We start from the raw sequence: 18322 nt of genomic DNA, 5'->3' as shown, positions 1-18322 counted from the left end.
CTGGGACAAAACTGAGCTAAATAGAAGGGCCTTCACCGCGGGTGAGGGCCCTTACTTAGTTCTGTTGATTGTTCAAAAGTACACTCGCTTGCACCTAAAGGTACAAGTGCGACATCCGTTCAATCCTCATTTCATTCGCTTTCACGGTGTCTTCTATGCCGCAGGCAAGGCTTCAGCTAGCCGGGGTGAAACCCCCGGCGGATCTTCAGCTCTTGCTTTTCCCGCAGGCGTCTCGCGATGTTTGAACAATCAACGTATAGGTACACAAAAAAACGCCTATTCAGGCGCTAAGACTGTCGAGGGAGGAACCCATGCTTTTCTAAAGCGTGGGTTCCTAATGTTTTGGAGAGTCTTCCAGCCATTTTATTTGCTCTAAAAATACAAAAACACCCCTTAGCTGGCTGTGAGGTGGTTGGCGATCTTCTTTATATTCTGCGCTGTGGCTGTCATCAGCACCCGTTCCGATGCCCTTTCAAGCTGCGCAACCGGCAGTAGCGAAGCCCGTGGAGCTGTTTAGCGTCCGCGAAGCTTCGCTCAATCGTTCTTTTCTCTTTTTATAAATCGTCTTTCCTTCTTTGGAAAGTCTGTGTTCCCTGACTTTCTCTTTACTTTCTTCCCAAACATGCCGGGTAAGAACTTTTTTGTGATTCTTAGCGTTAGTACATTTAGTAAGTAAAGGACAGTTTACACATATTTTAGGATCAGAGTGATATTGACGATAGCCTTCACGGTTCGTGGTCGAATAAGTCAGGGTAATCCCATTTGGACATGTATAGGTATTGGATTCTTTATCGTAGGTATATTTCCATTTTGGCATATATCCCTTCTTAGGCTTAAAGCGACGGTGAGCGATAACACCCATGGTGTTCCGTTCTTCTATTCCTTTGCATAACGGCATTGTCAATGGGCGGACGACCGTTGTCTTCACTGTAGTAGGGCTTGACTTTGTCATATATAAGGGACCGGGCTGTGAAAAAGCTTCCTAAAACGAAGGGAGATTGAGTTCAAAAAAAACGGCATGTTCCTTAGCATGTCCCCATATGTATATAACAGGAACCAAGACTGTACATACGAGAGGATGACTGGAGCCTATGGGGGCAAGGAGGTATTAACATGTTTTCAATCATGTTTAATTGTAGAGAAGAGAGCAGTCACGTATACAATCTATTCGAAAAAGCAGTATCCGAGTTTGAGGAAAGAGGATTAAATATAGGAAGTGTAACAAAAAAGGACAGCACTCTGTTTTGGTCCTATAATGGAACAAAAGAAGAATGGGAACATGGGATTCTTCCATATATTTCAGCTGTACTCACTAAGCATGTTGTAGATACAAAGGAGTCTGAATGGCTTCTTACAAACATTCAGGACGTCTTTTTATACAACGATGTGGAAGTAGCTGCCGAAATTTTGGAGATGGCTTTTTCCGTTCTGGACGGAAAAAAAGCCGAAATGCCGGTTTATTCCCATTTTTACCATAGAGAATGTTTTATTTATCAGCCCCTGCTGGAGGATTTGAAAAAAAATAAACAGCTGCAGTGGGAACCTTTCCTGACGTTTAGAATCGGGAAGTACTTTTCCTGTCTTCTACACGCCCTTGAATGTACAATTGATGAGTATAAATGGGAACAAGAATATCAGACAATGGTTGAAAGTTTTCGGGATTTTGTTAATAGAACGGTCCCGGCCGTACCGGTGGTTCACCTGGTGTACGGTGAAAAAGTGAGATTCTTTGATGAAAACTATAATGAAATTACTACACAAATGAGGATGCGCTGTCTCGTTAAAGACTTGGTATTTGAGAAGGAGCTTCTCCCGGAAGAAATGGTTATCAGTCCTCTTGTCAGCATGGCTCCGGAACTGCTGCATATTTATAGTAACTCGGACGAACACGGAGTCATTCAAACATTGCAGGCTGTATTTCAGGAAAGGGTAAAAGTATACCCTCTTCATTTCATGAGCAGTCTGAACTTAAAGCAAATCCAGTAAGGGACATGAATTTCTCTTCAGAATTGTGCTTGATTTTATTTTTTAATCTCTCTATAATTACTACCATAATGAATGACGGGAAAATGTAGGGAAGAGGACAAGAGAGGTAACGTACGGATGACAGAGAGGGAAGCCTGTGGCTGGAAGCTTCCTATCGCGGAATTGCTTCTTACCACCTCTGAACATCAGCAGGGAACAGACTGTCTTAGTAACTGCTGACGCCTGCCAGGCGTTATCTGGTCTTGAGCTGCTTTTTTAATTAGAAAGCGGAAAAAAGGGTGGAACCACGGGCCACACTCGTCCCTTATGAGGGAGGAGTGTTTTTTTGTGTCTGAAAATCTTTCTTTTCCCTTTCAATTGTTGAGCAAATACCTTATTTCCCAGTCCGCGTATGTGAACGATTTAAGAGGAGTGAAGAGAATGTCTGAACAAGTGAAAATTACCTTTCCAGACGGTACTGTAAAAGAATTTGAACAGGGAGTAACAACAGAGGAAATTGCCTCTTCCATCAGCCAGGTCTGAAAAAGCAGGCTGTAGCTGGTAAATTAAGCGGCCAGGAGATTGATTTACGTACCCTATAAAAGAGGACGGGGAAATTGAAATCATTACTCTGAAGAACCAGGAAGGAATAGAAATTCTTCGTCACAGTACAGCTCACCTTATGGCTCAGGCTCTAAAACGTTTATATAAAGATGTTAAGCTTGGTGTAGGACCAGTCATAGAAAATGGCTTTTACTATGATATTGATATGCCTGAAACCATTCACCCAGAGGATCTTCCCAAAATAGAAAAAGAGATGCAAAAAATCATTGATGAAAATCATGAAATTATACGTAAGGAAGTATCCAGGGAAGAAGCAAAGGAAATGTACCAGGAACTCGGTGATGACCTGAAGCTTGAGCTGATTGATGCAATTCCTCAAGGAGAGACTGTGACGATTTATGAACAGGGTGAATTCTTTGATTTGTGCCGGGGTGTCCATGTGCCAAGTACCGGGAAGCTAAAGAAATTTAAGCTGATGAATATATCTGGTGCCTATTGGCGCGGAGACAGCAACAATAAGATGCTGCAGCGTGTATATGGGACTGCTTTTCCAAAGCAGAATGAGCTTGATGAGTATTTGAAAATGATTGAAGAAGCAAAAGAAAGAGATCATCGTAAGCTTGGGAAAGAGCTTGATATCTTTGCCGTCAGTCAAAAAGTAGGACAAGGTCTCCCTCTTTGGCTGCCAAAAGGAGCTACGGTTCGCAGAGTAATTGAACGCTACATCGTTGACTTGGAAGAGCGATTAGGCTACGAACATGTGTATACGCCTGTACTGGGAAGCGTAGAGCTTTACAAAACCTCAGGCCACTGGGATCACTATCAAGATGACATGTTTCCTACTATGGAGATGGATAACGAAGACTTAGTCCTGCGCCCAATGAATTGTCCTCACCATATGATGATTTATAAGAACCAGCTTCACAGTTACCGTAACCTTCCAGTCCGAATCGCCGAGCTTGGGACGATGCATCGCCATGAGATGTCAGGTGCTCTTGCAGGACTCCAGAGAGTCAGGGCCATGACATTGAATGATGCTCATATCTTCTGCCGGCCGGACCAGTTGAAAGATGAATTTGTACGGGTAGTTGAACTTGTCCAAAACGTATATAAAGACTTTGGTATTGAGGATTACTATTTCCGTCTTTCCTATCGCGATCCGGAAGATAAAGAAAAGTATGTTGATAATGATGAAATGTGGACAAAGTCCCAGGCTCTTCTTAAGGAAGCAATGGATGACATGAACGTGGAATACGTGGAAGCAGAAGGAGAAGCGGCATTTTATGGACCAAGCTTGATGTGCAAGTGAAAACGGCTTTAGGGAAAGATGAAACGCTCTCTACCGTACAGTTAGATTTCCATCTGCCGAATCGTTTTGACTTAACATATATTGGTGAAGATGGCCAGGAACATCGTCCTGTTGTTATCCATCGCGGGGTAGTATCAACCATGGAACGTTTTGTTGCTTTCTTAATTGAAGAGTACAAAGGCGCATTTCCAACGTGGCTTGCTCCAGTGCAAGCAAAGGTGATTCCAGTATCTGCACAGGTTCATATGGAATATGCCAAACAGGTAGAGGATAAGCTGCGTCAAGCCGGAGTGCGGGTAGAAGTGGATACAAGAGATGAAAAAATCGGTTATAAAATCCGTGAAGCTCAAATGAAGAAAGTGCCTTATATGCTTGTCCTCGGAGATAAAGAGATTGAGGCTGAAGGTGTTAATGTACGCAAATATGGTGAGCAAAAATCTGAGTCAGTTTCATTAAAACAGTTTATAGAAAAAATCACTACTGAGATTTCTGATCGTTCAAAAAAACAATAAAAATATACTTGATTTATGTGACAGATTAAGATAATATATTTTCTTGGGACATCATTCCCTATTGAACCCATTGAAATTAGAAATGAATTGACACCTTCAGTTCATTATGATAATGTTAGATGGTAATGAATAAATAAGGAACCAAAGCAAGCAGAAGCGCCCGCTTCTCACCTGATTGACGCACAAGGCTGTTGACAGGTATGGTGGTATTAATACTGCGTATTATACAGACATCATGTGGGCGCTATGTGCGCCTGCATTTTTTTGCCTAAAGGCTGATGTTCTGTAGAGAAAAGAAGGATCATCCTTCTGACACAGCCAGCCATAAAAAAGAACGGTAAACCTGCTGATTGATAAGTGACGTCTAGACTGACATTCGCAATTTGGCGTTTGTGCTTATGAATGCTTTGATTCACAAATTCTTTGGAGGTGGCTCATTATTCGTAAAGATATGAAACTCAATGACGGAATTCGCGCTCGCGAAGTACGCCTCATTGATGCAAGTGGCGAACAACTTGGGGTAAAGTCCAAAAGTGAAGCTTTAGAAATGGCTCAAAATGCAAACCTTGACCTAGTTATGGTGGCTCCAAATGCTAAGCCTCCGGTATGCCGGATTATGGATTACGGCAAGTACCGCTATGAGCAGCAAAAGAAAGAAAAAGAGGCTCGGAAGAAGCAAACTGTTATTAACGTTAAGGAAGTGCGTTTAAGTCCTAACATTGAAAAGCATGACTTTGACACAAAGCTTCGAAATGCACGGAAGTTTTTGACCAAAGGAGATAAGGTGAAAGCAGCGATTCGTTTTCGCGGCAGAATGATCACCCACTCGGAGATCGGAAAAGAAGTTCTCGAGCGCTTGGCAAAAGAGTGTGAAGATGTGGCCACAGTAGAAACAAAGCCTAAGATGGAAGGCCGGAGCATGTTCTTGATTCTTGCTCCAAAGAATGAAAAGGATAAGAAAGATAACGAGTAATATAGAGCTGGTTTAACGTCTGCTACAGACATAAGCAGCAAGTGATTACATTTATTATCCAGGGCTCAACACAAAGATTTAAGGAGGATATTACGATGCCTAAAATGAAAACGCACAGCGGCGCAGCGAAGCGCTTTAGAAAAACAGGAAATGGAAAGTTAAAGCGCAGCCATGCTTTCACAAGCCATATGTTCCGTAATAAATCTGAAAAGCAAAAGCGTAACCTAAGCAAAACTGGTTATGTTGATGAAAGTGACCAAAAGCGTATCAAAGACTTAATGCCTTACAAGTAAAACTATAATAAATTGATTTAATAAAGGAGGGGTTTACGATGCCAAGAGTTAAAGGCGGATATGTCGCTCGTCGTCGTCGTAAGAAAGTATTAAAACTCGCAAAAGGATATCATGGTTCTAAACACCGTTTATTTAAGACTGCACAAGGACAAGTAATGAAGTCTTTGGAGTATGCTTACCGTGACCGTCGCCAAAAGAAACGTGACTTCCGTAAGCTTTGGATTACACGTATCAATGCGGCAGCTCGTACAAACGGTCTATCCTACAGCCGCTTAATGCATGGCCTTAAGCAAGCTGATATCAATATTAACCGTAAAATGCTTGCTGATATTGCTGTAAATGATGAGAAAGCTTTTGCAGAATTAGCTGATAAAGCAAAATCAAGCTTGAAGTAGTCTATCTTTCATAGCTTATTTTAAAAAGGCGCCCCGGTTTGGCGCCTTTTTGCTTTGGGAAAAAAGGTACTGCTTATCGGTATCTGCTTTCATAAGCAGAGAATGATTTTCTGAAAAAATTTCACAACTGTGAAAAATAACCATTCATTAGAAAGAATGAAGAGTATAATGGAATATATAGCAGGAAGTTATATCTTTATCATGAACGTAATTGCAGGATCGCTTTTTATAATAGATAAGCAAAGAGCTCGTAAAAAAGGAAGAAGGATTCCAGAGAAAACCTTGTTTCTGTGTGCTTTTTTAGGCGGGAGCCCGAGTATTTTATTGCTCATGCACGTTATTCGCCATAAAACCAGAAAGAAGAAGTTTTCAACAGGTATACCTGTTCTCCTGGTATTTCAGGTGTTAATAATAACAGCTGCAGTAGTTACCACAGTAGTTTAAGCATAGAATGTATAAAGGAGGGCAGCCAATGGAGAGCAACATAGAATCTATACTTTATTACATCGAAGTGAGCGGCTGGTTAGCTCCTGTTCTTTTTATTGTTTTTCATGTTATTAGACAGTTCTTTTTTATTCCGGTAGCAGTAGTATGCATCATTGGCGGAATGCTTTTCGGTACAATCTATGGAACGATTTATTCTGTTGTGGGACTCCTTGCTGTAAGTATCGCTTTTTATGGAGTAGTGTCCTTTTTTCCATTTATTAGGGAGAAGATAAGGTATTGGAAAGAAAAATGGCTCGGAGGGAAAGAGGAAATTACGATTCCGGAAATTATGCTGCTCAGAATGATGCCTTTCATTCATTTTCATTTACTTAATGCCTATGTTATGGAAATGACAGGAAGTTTCCGCGGGTATGTGAAGTTAGCGTTTTTTGCCAGCATCCCACCTGCTCTGGTTTATACTTCTTTTGGCCATGTGATGAGAGAAATGCCATGGTATGCAAGTCTTTTTATGACAGCTGTTCTTATTTCTTTATTTTTTATTTCACGAAACAAGCATTTATTTTATAAGGTGAAAGAGTTCCTGCCGAATCGTTCAGCCTCATAAAAAACTTGCTGCTTCTCCTAAGCAGCAAGTTTTATTTTTCAGTTTTTCGAAGAAATTCTTTTACCGGACTTTTCCACTCCACAGAGGCATGGGGATATTCTGAAAGTATTTCTCGTTCAATAAACTCAAAGTCTTTACGATCCAGGCCTTTGAGCCTGTCGATATTTTTAGGCCACATGGAGACAGAAATGACTTCAAAAGCCTCTTCAGTGGTTCCTAGGAATTTTTCCCCCTCAAACATAACGCCTTTATAAGTGAGAGAAAAGTTTTTGCGGACATTTTGTTTGTCATCCAGAAAGTAAAAATCTCTTTTTTCATGGGCGAGTTCAAGCTTTCGCTTAGGATTGAAAATATATTTTATTAAAGCATAGATAAGAATGATAATCGCGATGATAATAATGGCACGAAAGAGCAAAGCCATATTGGTTTTCTCCTTCCTATAACATAATAATGAAGACTCAAGACAAAGCAGGCACAGTCCGTAAATTGGACAGGCAGCATGCCGAGCATTGTTTGTCCTTTTCCTTATTGTATACGAAAATAAAGTAAGATAGTTTCACTTTTGATTATATTTGAAATTTCTTCACTGCTCATTTAAATCTTTGTGATAAAGGAGTGTACATAATGAATATTACCCGACTTTTTACTTTGCAAAAACAATTGGATGATCGAATACTTGAAGAGCATCGTTTGAAGAGAGAGGATCTTTTTTCTTCAAAAATTCTTGCTCTGGAAGTGGAGATTGGTGAATTGGCTAATGAAACAAGATGTTTTAAGTACTGGAGTCAAAAGCCGCCTTCTTCAAATAGTGTTATTTTAGAAGAATATGTCGATGGTCTTCATTTTATTTTATCCCTTGGTATTGATGGAGGATGGCAAAGAGATACTATAGAAGCAGGAGAGCCGGCTTCCACCTTGACAGAGAATTTTCACAAGGTGTTTGAAGCAATTTTTTCCTTAAGACAAGAACCGAAGAAAGAGTCCTTTGTGACCTTGCTGGTTGTATATCTCGGTTTAGGTAAGGCCCTTGGTTTTTCTCCAGAAGAAGTGAAAGAAGCCTATATAGAAAAAAACCAAAAGAATCACGAAAGACAAGATGAAGGGTATTAATCGCAGTTGGTAAATCTACGTAATACAGGAAAAATATTTGAGTCACTCACAAAATATCGTTATACTGAATGCAGGGTTTTCTAAGCGTGGACTTAGTAATGATCCGGCTGCTTTTTGCAGTTGAGATACATAAGGAGGTTTCTATATGACAAAGCTTGATGAAACTCTTGAAATGTTAAAAGAACTTACGGATGCAAACGGTATTCCTGGAAACGAGCGTGAGCCTAGGGAAGCAATGAAGAAATACATTGAGCCGTACGCTGATGAAATAACAACTGATAATTTAGGAAGCTTGATTGCCAAAAAAGTTGGAAAAGCAGGCGGTCCGAAGATTATGGTAGCCGGCCACCTTGACGAAATTGGATTTATGGTAACGAGCATTGATGATAATGGTTTTGTGAAGTTTCAAACCGTCGGCGGCTGGTGGGAACAGGTGATGCTTGCTCAACGTGTTACCATCATGACTTCTAAAGGGAATATCTCTGGTGTCATAGGTTCAAAGCCTCCACACATCCTTCCGGCAGACCAGAGAAAGAAACCGGTTGATAAGAAGGACATGTTTATTGATATAGGTGCGACAAGCAAGGAAGAAGCTGAGGAATTTGGAGTGAAACCGGGAGACTCTGTTGTTCCGGTTTGCGATTTTACAGTGTTAAAAAATGAAAAAATGCTTATGGCTAAAGCATGGGATAATAGAATAGGGTGTGCAATTGCGATAGAAGTATTAAAGCAGCTGGAAGGCGAGTCTCATCCAAATGAAGTATATGGAGTAGGGACCGTTCAAGAAGAGGTAGGTCTTCGAGGAGCGCGGACCTCCGCTCATGCTATTAAACCAGACATTGGCTTTGGGGTTGATGTAGGCATTGCTGGCGATACACCAGGGGTAACAGAAAAAGATGCCCTTGCTAAAATGGGGAAGGGCCCCCAGGTGCTCGTTTATGATGCCTCTATGGTATCTCATAAAGGGGTTCGCGACTTTGTCACGGAAATGGCAGACGAACTAGGTATTCCTTATCAATTTGATGTCGTTGCAGCCGGAGGCACAGACTCGGGGGCGATTCATTTAACTGGAGACGGTGTCCCTTCTTTATCGATCACTGTGCCTACTCGATACATCCATACTCATGCCGGCATTTTGCATAGAGATGATTTTGAAAATGCTGTAAAACTCATCGTAGCCGTCATTAAAAAGCTGGATGCAGATAAAGTTAAAAGAAATTACTTTTGGCTAAAAAGAAAGAGAACGCACCTGGATATTGAAGGGGGCGTTCTCTTTCTTTTGTGAAACAGTATGAAAAGCTTTACAGCACCATTGAGAAAGCTCCAAGTACTTCCTTACTGCTGCAGACCTTCACTGATCTGCTGAATGACTTGTTCTTTGTCATCCTCGCTTGCCTGGCGCCAATACACTTCAAAGAGCACTCCTAGACCTGGGAGCATTTTTTCTTCCCCGTTTTGAAGTGCATCAGAAATTGTAGCCTCAACTTCCTGTTCGCTGCTTCCAGAAACATTAGCTAAAATTGCTTGACGTAAATTAAAGGACATGTAAGCTTCCTCCCTTTTTTGATAATATTAGATATGTTACTTATTAAAGATAGCCATAGTATTCCTAAATAAAGGGTAAATATGTAATAGAAGAAAAAATTCACATAAGGAGCGGCTTGTTATGAAAAGGATTGAGTCAGCAAAAAATCCAAAGATTAAACACATAAAAAGACTTCATAAACGAAAACAGCGTGAAAAAGATAATCAATTTTTTATAGAGGGTCCCCACTTAGTGGAAGAAGCATTACATTATGAGGCCGCGGTTCAGGAGGTTTTTTTAGAGGAGGAATTTAGTGTTCCTTCCTCATGGGATTTTAAAGATATACCAGTCACTTTTGTCCCGGAAGCTGTTATGAAAGAGATGAGTGCCACTGAAACGCCTCAAGGCGTAGCTGCGGTTTGCAATATGACGGCGGTCTCCAACTTAACGCTGGAGCAGGGGCGTTACCTTTTTATTGACGGCATTCAGGATCCTGGGAATCTAGGGACAATTATTCGCACTGCAGATGCAGCCGGGTTGACCGCTGTCATTTTGGGAGAGGGGACAGTAGATCTCTATAATGATAAAGTTCTTCGATCTACCCAGGCTCCGTATTCCACCTTCCAATCGTAAGAGGAGACCTGGAAGACTGGATAGAGAAATGCAAGAAAAAGAATATTCCGGTGTTTGGAACGGGAATTGAAATGGGGACTACTCACACAGCTATTGAACCTCAGGAAACTTTTGCCCTGCTTATTGGTAATGAAGGAAGCGGAGTTAGTGAATTCCTGCTGGCCAAATCCGATCAGAATTTATATATACCGATTCACGGAAAAGCCGAGTCTTTAAACGCTGCTGTAGCAGCGGGGATTTTACTGTATCACCTGAGGGGGTAGTATTGGCTTTCATTGAGGGGAGAATTATACTTTCAGTGGATTTTTAACATTTTTTGATTTTCGATAAAGGACGCACACTTCCCCCTATAGGGACATGTGCACATCCATTCAAGCTTCCCTACTCTCTCATTCAAGGTGTTTCCCTATGTCCTGGTCACTGTCTCACCTTCCTCGGGAAGAGGAAATCTTCGGCTCATGCTCTTCCCAAAGAATCAAATAAATCAACATTTGCCTGTTTTTTAGTATGGAGGAGAAAGAGAGAGGAGGTAAAATTTCCTATCTTTTGGGAAGGATTGGTTTTTAGTTTTAACTCCTTTTCACTCTGGGAAAGGCATTATTGAAACCATTCCAGAGGAGGCATGTAATCATGAATGTAAGAGAAGTTATGAGTGCCAATGTTGATGTATGCCAAGTGAATGATAATGTAGCTGATGTTGCAAAGAAAATGAAGGAACTGAATGTAGGTTCTATTCCGGTAGTGGACAATAATAAACTTGTAGGGACCATTACCGACCGGGATATCGTTATCCGTTATGTGGCGGAAGATTCACCTTCTTCTCAGGCTGGAGATATCATGAGTTCTGATCTGGTGACGGCTTCACCAGAAATGGATGTTAAAGAAGTAGCACAGCTAATGGAAGAACACAAGATCCGTCGCCTTCCTGTGAAAGAAAATGATGATATCGTGGGTATCATCACATTAGGTGACATAGCTGTTGATGAACACACGAAAGAACAAGCAAAAGCAGCGCTTGATGATATTATGCAAGGGTCAAAGCGTGATCAATAATTAGATACGGAGTACCAGTGAATGCTGGTGCTCTTTTTTAATGGAATGATTGACCCCGTGGCGGCTGATCATTGAGCTGAGAGAAGTCCTGGATAATTGAATGAAAAGGAAAGCTTGCAATGAAGGCTAAACTTTTCTATAATTGAATCACAATTTAACACCCTAAAGACTGCGATGGAGAGTAGTAGGCAGGAATTTGTTCATACAGGGAGGAAATGTTATAAACTGGAAGCATTTCTATGAACAAGCTGTTGAATTCACTCCAGAGTCGCGCCGGATGATGAGTTCCTTGAGCTTATTAAGGCAGCATCGGTTTTATACAAACCGTTATCAAAATGAAGCGAACCGTTTACATAAAATAAGCTGAAGCAAACGGTTAAAAAGGGTGGTACCGCGACCGAAACCTTCGTCCCTTTCCAGGGAGGGGGGTTTTTTTGTGGGAAATTATAGTATACGAAATGAGATAAAGGAGGCAAGCAGCTTGATTGAGCGATTAGAAGAATTAGAAGAAGAAGCATTGCAACAGGTAGAAGAAGCTGCGAGTGTAAAAGAGCTAGAAGCCATGCGAGTGAAGTATCTTGGGAAAAAAGGTCCTATTACAGAAGTGCTGCGGGGAATGGGAAAGCTCTCAGCAGAGGAACGTCCAAAGGTCGGCCAAAAGGCAAATGAAGTTCGAGAAGCTATACAGGCAAGACTGGAGGAGAGAACAAAAGGACTCGAAGAGAAAGCATTAGAGGAAAAGCTTTCATCAGAGAGCATAGATGTTACTCTTCCTGGGCGCCCGATAAAAAAGGAGCTCGTCATCCTTTAACAGCAGTGGTTGAAGAGGTTGAGGACATTTTTATTGGCATGGGATTTAAAGTGACAGAGGTCCGGAAGTAGAAACTGATTATTATAACTTTGAAAAGTTAAATCTCCCGAAAGATCACCCGGCTCGTGACATGCAGGACTCATTTTATATTACACCGGATTTGCTGCTGCGAACCCAAACTTCTCCGGTACAGGCAAGAACAATGGAAAAGCATGAGGGCAAAGGTCCTGTTAAGATCGTTTGCCCGGGTAAGGTCTACCGCCGAGATGATGATGATGCCACTCATTCTCACCAGTTTATGCAAATCGAAGGATTGTACGTCGATAAAGATGTAAAGATGAGTGACCTTAAAGGGGTATTAGAGACATTTGTAAAGAAGTATTTCGGTCCAGACCGCAGTATCAGCTTCGCCCTAGTTTCTTTCCATTCACAGAACCATCTGTAGAAGTAGACGTCTCTTGCGGTTTGTGCCAGGGACAAGGATGCCGGGTTTGTAAGCATTCAGGATGGATTGAAGTGTTAGGAGCCGGAATGGTTCATCCACGAGTGTTAGAAATGAGTGGGTTTGATCCAGAGGAGTACAGTGGCTTTGCATTTGGAATGGGTGTAGAACGATTTGCTCTTCTTCGCTATGGAATTGATGACATCAGACATTTTTATACAAACGATTTACGGTTTTTAGAACAGTTCAAACGCTCATAAGGAGGAAATAGGCATGTTAGTCTCATATCGCTGGTTACAGGATTATATAGATCTATCTGATATGACTCCGTCTGAAGTCGCTGAAAAGCTGACAAGAGGCGGGGTAGAAGTAGATATTCTTCATGAATTAAACCAAGGAGTTGAAAACGTAGTTATAGGTAGTGTGACTTCTTGTGAACAACATCCAAATGCTGATAAACTAAATCTTTGTCAGGTTAAAATTGGGGAAGAAGTTTCTCAAATTGTGTGCGGGGCTCCTAACGTGGCTGCAGGCCAAAAGGTGGCCGTTGCAAAACCAGGCGCTAAACTGCCTGGAGGAGTAAAAATAAAACGAACAAAGCTTAGAGGCGAATCATCAGAAGGAATGATCTGTTCCTTGCAGGAGCTTGGTGTAGAACCAAAATTAGTGGCAAAAGAGTTTGCTGACGGTATTTTTGTTTATCCTCAGGAGGTCGAAGAGGGTGCTGATGCTCTTGAGGCATTGAGCCTGAATGATACTGTGCTGGAGCTTGATTTAACACCTAACCGTGCTGATTGTCTAAGCATGATCGGTGTAGCTTATGAGATGGCTGCCCTGTTAGACCGTCAAGTGAAATTGCCGGATACCATCCATCATGAAGATGAAGAGAAGACTTCAAACTTCGTGTCAGTTGAAGTGGAAAATGGTGAGGATAATCCATACTATGGTGCTAAAGTGATTAAGGATGTAACTATTTCCCCTTCTCCCCTTTGGCTTCAAAACCGTCTGGTTGCTGCTGGAATCAGACCGATTAATAATGTAGTGGACATTACTAACTTTGTGCTATTAGAATATGGTCAGCCTCTACACGCTTTTGATTATGACCGTTTTGGTTCTTCTGAGATTGTTGTACGCCGGGCCAAAGAAGGAGAGAAAATAACCACTCTTGATGAGGAAGAAAGAACATTATCGCCGGATCATTTAGTTATTACAAATGGCAAGGAAGCCACGGCTTTAGCTGGGGTGATGGGAGGAGCTTTTTCAGAGGTGACAAGTGAGACAAAGACTGTCCTTCTGGAAGCCGCGTACTTTAACCCATCTTTAGTTCGAAAAGCTTCAAGGGATCATAGTCTGCGGAGTGAATCGAGCAGCAGATTTGAAAAAGGAATTGACCTATTCCGGGTAGAGCAGGCAGCAGAAAGAGCAGCAAAGCTTATGGAAGACCTTGCAGGCGGCAAAGTCCTTGAAGGGACAGTAGAGAAAGATAGCCGTGACAAATCAAAGCCTGTGATTACTACTACAGTTACTCGTATAAACAGTCTTTTAGGAATGGAACTGTCTCAAAGTGATATGATTGATATTTTCAGACGCCTTCGCCTTGATGTTACCGAACAAGAGCATTCTCTTGAAGTCAGCATTCCATCAAGACGGCTGATTTAAGAATTGAAGAGGATCTAGTGGAGGAAGTCGCACGTTTGTATGGTTATGACTATATCCCAACAACATTGCCGGCAGGAGCCACGACACCCGGTTCCCTTACCGACTATCAGGCAAAAAGAAGACAGATCCGCAGATATTTGGAAAGCAGCGGACTTCATGAAACGATTAATTACTCATTAACAAGCCCTGAAAAAGTGAACAGGTTTGCGACTGAAAAAACAGAGCATACTGTAAACGTTTCAATGCCTATGAGTGAAGAACGAAGTGTAATGAGAACAAGCCTCCTCCCTCATATAATAGATGCTATTCAGTATAATCATAATCGGCAGCTTCATAACGCTGCTATCTTTGAGGTAGGTTCTATTTTCCTGACTGATCAGAAACAGCTGGCAGAACAGCCTGAAGAAAAGGAGATGCTCGCTGGTGCAATTACTGGTCTGTGGGAAACTCATATGTGGCAGGGAGAGAAGAAGGAAGTTGACTTTTATGTTCTTAAAGGCATACTGGAAGGTATGTTCGAAGAACTGGGCCTGGAAAATGAAATATCATTCAAGCCGCTGAAACTGGAAGATATGCATCCAGGAAGAACAGCAGAAATACTGCTTGGTGGAGAGCATGCAGGTTTCATAGGGCAAGTTCATCCTTCACTCGAAAAACTGTACGATATAAAAGAAACGTACGTTTTCCAGGTAAATCTCCAATTTATTCTTTCTTTTAAAGGCGAAAACCTTCGTTATCAAACGCTTCCTCGCTATCCTTCGATAGGAAGAGATATCGCCCTGGTCCTTAATGAGGATATACCTGCTGGTGAAGTGAAAGCAGTTATTAGAAAAGCTGGAGGTTCTCTCCTGCGAAAAGTAAATCTTTTTGATTTGTATCAAGGGGAGCATATGGAAGAAGGAAAGAAATCTCTTGCCTTTTCACTGCTCTACCTTGATCCTGAACGGACATTGACTGATGAAGAAGTAACAAAGGTACATGAACATGTCCTTGAAGAATTAAAAAGTAACGTAGGCGCTGTGTTAAGAGCATAAGAATCATAAGTGAAAAAGAGCTTCCTCCTTTGATTGGAGGAAGCTTTTTTATTGTTTCTGCAGTCATCCTTGACGAAAGAAAGGATTTAAGAGATGGATGTCGAAAAAGAGTAAAAATGGAGTAATTTTGTCTTAGTGAACTTTTACCCTATGGTAAAATAATAGATAAGTGAAGATGATAATGATTTAACATGTACTAAGCAGGGAAATACATCTCTTAGCACGTGACGGAAAGGAGAATAATTTTCATCCTTTCTTTTATTCTGTTATGATAAAAGCTAGGGATTTTGGAGAGAATAGGGGGCTTATCGGTGTCTGAAGGAAATAAAAAACAAAGAACAACAGTTAGTATATATGGCCAGCAATATACCATTGTCGGCAAAGAATCATCAAGCCACGTAGTACGTGTTGCAGAATACGTGGATCATAAGATGAGAGAAATAAAGAACAGCAATCCCTACTTAGATACGACAAAGCTTGCGGTACTCACTTCCATAAATTTAGTTGATGAGCATTTAAAGCTCTTAGAGAAACTAAAAGAGTATGAAAATGAAGAGAAGGAAAAGGATCGATAATTATGCTTAGTTTGTTAATTATATTATTTTTGTTTATGAGCTTTTTGATAGGTCTCCGGCGTGGATTCGTGCTGCAGCTGGTTCACCTTGTCAGTATATTTATTTCTTTCTTTGTTGCTTATATTTTTTATAGAGATGTTGCTGAATTCCTAAGACTGTGGCTTCCTTATCCGCACTTCTCTACTGATAACGGTACTGTAGCCATGTTGATCTCATCTTTTGACTTTGAATCAGTCTATTATGCAGGGATCTCTTTCGTTTTGCTTTTTTTATCACCAAGATTCTTTTACAAATCATAGGCTCCATGCTTGATTTTGTCTCTCACATCCCTATTCTTCGCACCTTTAATCGCTGGCTTGGGGGCATTCTTGGTCTGTTGGAAACATACTTGATTATTTTTATTCTTTTAATTGCCGCAGCACTGCTGCCTGTTGATTTTATTCAGGAAAGTATCGCTAATTCTTCCATGGCCAGATTAATGGTTGAAAATACACCTATATTGTCTGATTGGCTGCAAAATTTATGGTCTCAGGGTATATAGATAACAATGCTTCTCTCGCAGGTGAGAAGCTTTTTCATGTATTAAGATAGCAAGATGATGCATGATAGATCAAGATTATGAGTAGAAAAGGGGATCAGGATGAATAAAAAGGAAATGATTCAGCTTTTGGAAAAAATAGCTGTTTATATGGAAATCAAGGGTGAAAATCCTTTTAAAGTATCCGCTTACCGGAAAGCTGCCGGAGCTCTTGAAAAAGATGAACGGACACTTGGTGAAATTCACGATCCTTCTGAACTGTCCGGCATCGGCAAAGGGACGGCTTCTGTTATTGAAGAATTAAGAGAAACAGGTACCTCGGAGCTTTTAGAAGAGCTGAAAAAAGATATACCAGAAGGACTTCTTGCTTTGTTAAAGCTTCCAGGTCTTGGTGGGAAAAAGATTGGACGGCTTTATCAAGAACTTGGTGTGGTAGATGTGCAGACATTAAGAGCAGCGTGTGAGGAAGAAAAGGTGCAAAAGCTTTCCGGGTTTGGTGCGAAATCTGAGGAAAAAATACTGGCTACGATTGAAGAAATCGGCTCTAGACCGGAGAGGCTTCCTCTGGCATATATGATGGAAATCGCGGACTGGGTGGACGCAAGGCTGGAAGACCTAAAAGGCATAATTAGATATGAAAGAGCAGGGAGTCTTCGGCGTATAGAAGAAACTGTCAAGGATCTTGATTACATTATTGCAGTAGAAGATGCAGAAGAGGTAAGAAGACAGCTTGTAGAAATGGAGAGCGTAACCAATATTATTGCTGATGGGACCTCAAAGGTTTCTTTGGAAGTTTCATTTGATTTTACCGTAGGAATTGACTTTCGCTTAGTAAAGGATGAAGAATTTGCCACCACCCTTCATCATTTTACAGGATCAAAAGAACACAACGTTCTTATGAGGCAGCTCGCGAAAGCACAGGGAGAGAAAGTGAGTGAGTATGGAGTTGAATCTCTGGATTCGGGCAAAGTGAAAACCTTTGCTTCAGAAAAAGAATTTTATAAGCATTTTAACCTGCATTATATCCCTCCCGAAGCGAGAAGCGGCCTTCATGAAACAGAAATTTTTAAAGAACCAAAGAAATTACTTCAAATAAATGACATACGCGCTGACCTTCATATGCATACAACGTGGAGCGACGGTGGTTATTCTGTAAAGGAAATGGCTGAGGCAGCCCGTGAAAGAGGTTATGAATATATTGCGATTACCGATCACTCTAAATTTCTTCAGGTTGCTAATGGCCTGAATGAAGACCGATTGAAAAGGCAGCAAGAAGAAATTCAACGTGTTAACGAAGCGATGGATGATATCACGATTTTTCTGGAATTGAAATGGATATTCGACCGATGGTACTTTGGACTTTGAGGACGAGACATTAAAGGAGCTTGATTTTGTCATTGCTTCCATTCATTCCTCTTTTTCTCAAAAAAGAGAAACGATTATGAAAAGGCTGGAAACTGCTTTAACAAATCCTTACGTAAATCTGATTGCTCATCCTACGGGAAGGTTGATCGGACGCGTGAAGGTTATGATGTAGATGTAGAACAGTTAATTGAAAAAGCCGCCAAGACAGGAACAGCCTTAGAATTGAATGCGAATCCTCACAGGCTGGACTTGTCTGCTAAGTGGCTGAAATTGGCGGCTGAAAAGGGAGCTGTCATTTCTATCAATACGGATTCCCACCAAACCAGCACCTTTAAATTTATGGAGGTTGGAACAGGGTTTGCACGTAAGGCCATGCTGACAAAAGATCAAGTTCTGAACACCTGGTCAAAAGATGACTTTCTATCGTTTGTAAATAAAAAGCAAAACAACTCAGGAGAGAAGTAAAAGAATGACAAGTAAAGAAAACAAATGTGTGAAATGCTGGAAAAGGAGGA

At 41.2% G+C, this 18322-nt stretch carries 12 protein-coding genes, 7 pseudogenes and 3 other annotated features; of the genes and pseudogenes, 16 read left to right on the top strand and 3 right to left on the bottom strand.

What is annotated here, in order from left to right; genetic code table 11:
• Positions 1-393: 393 nt before the first annotated feature.
• A pseudogene (locus JCM19033_RS02155) lies at positions 394-904 on the bottom strand (transposase); the annotation flags it as partial.
• A gap of 209 nt (positions 905-1113) precedes the next feature.
• On the opposite strand from JCM19033_RS02155, the gene ytxC reads away from it, so the two are divergent.
• The 7 genes and pseudogenes from ytxC (at position 1114) to JCM19033_RS02120 (ending at position 7062) form a co-directional block, all read left to right on the top strand.
• Complete coding sequence (gene ytxC / locus JCM19033_RS02150) at positions 1114-1986, top strand: sporulation protein YtxC (RefSeq protein ID WP_054635101.1); 873 nt, start codon at positions 1114-1116, stop codon at positions 1984-1986.
• Positions 1987-2065: 79 nt separating this feature from the next.
• Positions 2066-2294: a binding site (T-box leader), on the top strand.
• A 112-nt stretch (positions 2295-2406) separates the two neighbouring features.
• Positions 2407-4350, top strand: a pseudogene (thrS, locus tag JCM19033_RS02145) (threonine--tRNA ligase).
• 142 nt (positions 4351-4492) lie between these two features.
• Positions 4493-4622, top strand: a sequence feature (ribosomal protein L20 leader region).
• 179 nt (positions 4623-4801) lie between these two features.
• A complete protein-coding gene (infC, locus tag JCM19033_RS02140; RefSeq protein ID WP_054635100.1) occupies positions 4802-5323 on the top strand; it encodes a translation initiation factor IF-3 in 522 nt (173 codons plus the stop codon).
• A 95-nt stretch (positions 5324-5418) separates the two neighbouring features.
• Positions 5419-5616, top strand: a complete 198-nt coding sequence (gene rpmI, locus JCM19033_RS02135) for a 50S ribosomal protein L35 (RefSeq protein WP_054635099.1) — start codon at positions 5419-5421, stop codon at positions 5614-5616.
• Between the two features lie 38 nt (positions 5617-5654).
• Entirely contained in the window at positions 5655-6011 is a 357-nt protein-coding gene (rplT, locus tag JCM19033_RS02130) for a 50S ribosomal protein L20 (RefSeq protein WP_054635098.1), read from the top strand.
• Positions 6012-6179: 168 nt separating this feature from the next.
• A complete protein-coding gene (locus JCM19033_RS02125; RefSeq protein WP_054635155.1) occupies positions 6180-6455 on the top strand; it encodes a DUF1294 domain-containing protein in 276 nt (91 codons plus the stop codon).
• A 28-nt stretch (positions 6456-6483) separates the two neighbouring features.
• Complete coding sequence (locus JCM19033_RS02120; protein WP_054635097.1) at positions 6484-7062, top strand: TVP38/TMEM64 family protein; 579 nt, start codon at positions 6484-6486, stop codon at positions 7060-7062.
• A 31-nt stretch (positions 7063-7093) separates the two neighbouring features.
• Here the strand turns inward: JCM19033_RS02120 and JCM19033_RS02115 are convergent, their stop codons facing one another.
• The gene (locus tag JCM19033_RS02115; RefSeq protein WP_054635096.1) at positions 7094-7483 is read right to left on the bottom strand and encodes a hypothetical protein; all 390 of its coding nucleotides are present in this window, start codon (positions 7481-7483) and stop codon (positions 7094-7096) included.
• 203 nt (positions 7484-7686) lie between these two features.
• On the opposite strand from JCM19033_RS02115, the gene JCM19033_RS02110 reads away from it, so the two are divergent.
• Positions 7687-8172 (top strand): dUTP diphosphatase, encoded by a 486-nt coding sequence (locus JCM19033_RS02110; RefSeq protein WP_054635095.1) that lies wholly within the window; start codon positions 7687-7689, stop codon positions 8170-8172.
• A gap of 145 nt (positions 8173-8317) precedes the next feature.
• On the top strand, positions 8318-9457 hold the full coding sequence (locus JCM19033_RS02105; RefSeq protein WP_083465219.1) for a M42 family metallopeptidase: 1140 nt from the start codon (positions 8318-8320) through the stop codon (positions 9455-9457).
• A gap of 50 nt (positions 9458-9507) precedes the next feature.
• Here JCM19033_RS02105 and sspI read toward each other — a convergent pair whose 3' ends face one another.
• Positions 9508-9717, bottom strand: a complete 210-nt coding sequence (gene sspI, locus JCM19033_RS02100) for a small acid-soluble spore protein SspI (protein ID WP_054635094.1) — start codon at positions 9715-9717, stop codon at positions 9508-9510.
• 121 nt (positions 9718-9838) lie between these two features.
• Here sspI and JCM19033_RS02095 point away from each other — a divergent pair.
• The 7 genes and pseudogenes from JCM19033_RS02095 to polX all read left to right on the top strand — a co-directional run bounded on the left by JCM19033_RS02095 (position 9839) and on the right by polX (position 18272).
• Positions 9839-10593: pseudogene (locus JCM19033_RS02095) on the top strand (TrmH family RNA methyltransferase).
• Between the two features lie 367 nt (positions 10594-10960).
• The gene (locus tag JCM19033_RS02090; protein ID WP_054635093.1) at positions 10961-11383 is read left to right on the top strand and encodes a CBS domain-containing protein; all 423 of its coding nucleotides are present in this window, start codon (positions 10961-10963) and stop codon (positions 11381-11383) included.
• A gap of 162 nt (positions 11384-11545) precedes the next feature.
• Positions 11546-11800, top strand: a binding site (T-box leader).
• A 64-nt stretch (positions 11801-11864) separates the two neighbouring features.
• Positions 11865-12896: pseudogene (gene pheS, locus JCM19033_RS02085) on the top strand (phenylalanine--tRNA ligase subunit alpha).
• 13 nt (positions 12897-12909) lie between these two features.
• Positions 12910-15329: pseudogene (gene pheT / locus JCM19033_RS02080) on the top strand (phenylalanine--tRNA ligase subunit beta).
• 311 nt (positions 15330-15640) lie between these two features.
• Positions 15641-15904: a cell division protein ZapA gene (zapA, locus tag JCM19033_RS02075; RefSeq protein WP_054635092.1), complete on the top strand. Its 264-nt coding sequence runs from the start codon at positions 15641-15643 to the stop codon at positions 15902-15904.
• A 2-nt stretch (positions 15905-15906) separates the two neighbouring features.
• A pseudogene (locus JCM19033_RS27865) lies at positions 15907-16445 on the top strand (CvpA family protein).
• A 93-nt stretch (positions 16446-16538) separates the two neighbouring features.
• Positions 16539-18272 (top strand): annotated as a pseudogene (gene polX / locus JCM19033_RS02065) (DNA polymerase/3'-5' exonuclease PolX).
• The last annotated feature ends 50 nt before the right edge of the window (positions 18273-18322 follow it).

The sequence above is a fragment of the Thalassobacillus sp. C254 genome, assembly GCF_001310615.1.
The sequence above is the reverse complement of the archived record's forward strand: the minus strand, read 5'-3'. Positions and strand labels throughout refer to the sequence as shown.

Bases quoted from the DNA above. Each gene is read 5' to 3' on its own strand.
- rpmI (WP_054635099.1), top strand. From the start codon at position 5,419: ATGCCTAAAATGAAAACGCACAGCGGCGCAGCGAAGCGCTTTAGAAAA.
- rplT (WP_054635098.1), top strand. From the start codon at position 5,655: ATGCCAAGAGTTAAAGGCGGATATGTCGCTCGTCGTCGTCGTAAGAAA.
- JCM19033_RS02110 (WP_054635095.1), top strand. From the start codon at position 7,687: ATGAATATTACCCGACTTTTTACTTTGCAAAAACAATTGGATGATCGA.
- JCM19033_RS02115 (WP_054635096.1), bottom strand. From the start codon at position 7,483: ATGGCTTTGCTCTTTCGTGCCATTATTATCATCGCGATTATCATTCTT.
- sspI (WP_054635094.1), bottom strand. From the start codon at position 9,717: ATGTCCTTTAATTTACGTCAAGCAATTTTAGCTAATGTTTCTGGAAGC.
- JCM19033_RS02105 (WP_083465219.1), top strand. From the start codon at position 8,318: ATGACAAAGCTTGATGAAACTCTTGAAATGTTAAAAGAACTTACGGAT.
- infC (WP_054635100.1), top strand. From the start codon at position 4,802: ATGAAACTCAATGACGGAATTCGCGCTCGCGAAGTACGCCTCATTGAT.
- JCM19033_RS02120 (WP_054635097.1), top strand. From the start codon at position 6,484: ATGGAGAGCAACATAGAATCTATACTTTATTACATCGAAGTGAGCGGC.
- ytxC (WP_054635101.1), top strand. From the start codon at position 1,114: ATGTTTTCAATCATGTTTAATTGTAGAGAAGAGAGCAGTCACGTATAC.
- JCM19033_RS02125 (WP_054635155.1), top strand. From the start codon at position 6,180: ATGGAATATATAGCAGGAAGTTATATCTTTATCATGAACGTAATTGCA.
- JCM19033_RS02090 (WP_054635093.1), top strand. From the start codon at position 10,961: ATGAATGTAAGAGAAGTTATGAGTGCCAATGTTGATGTATGCCAAGTG.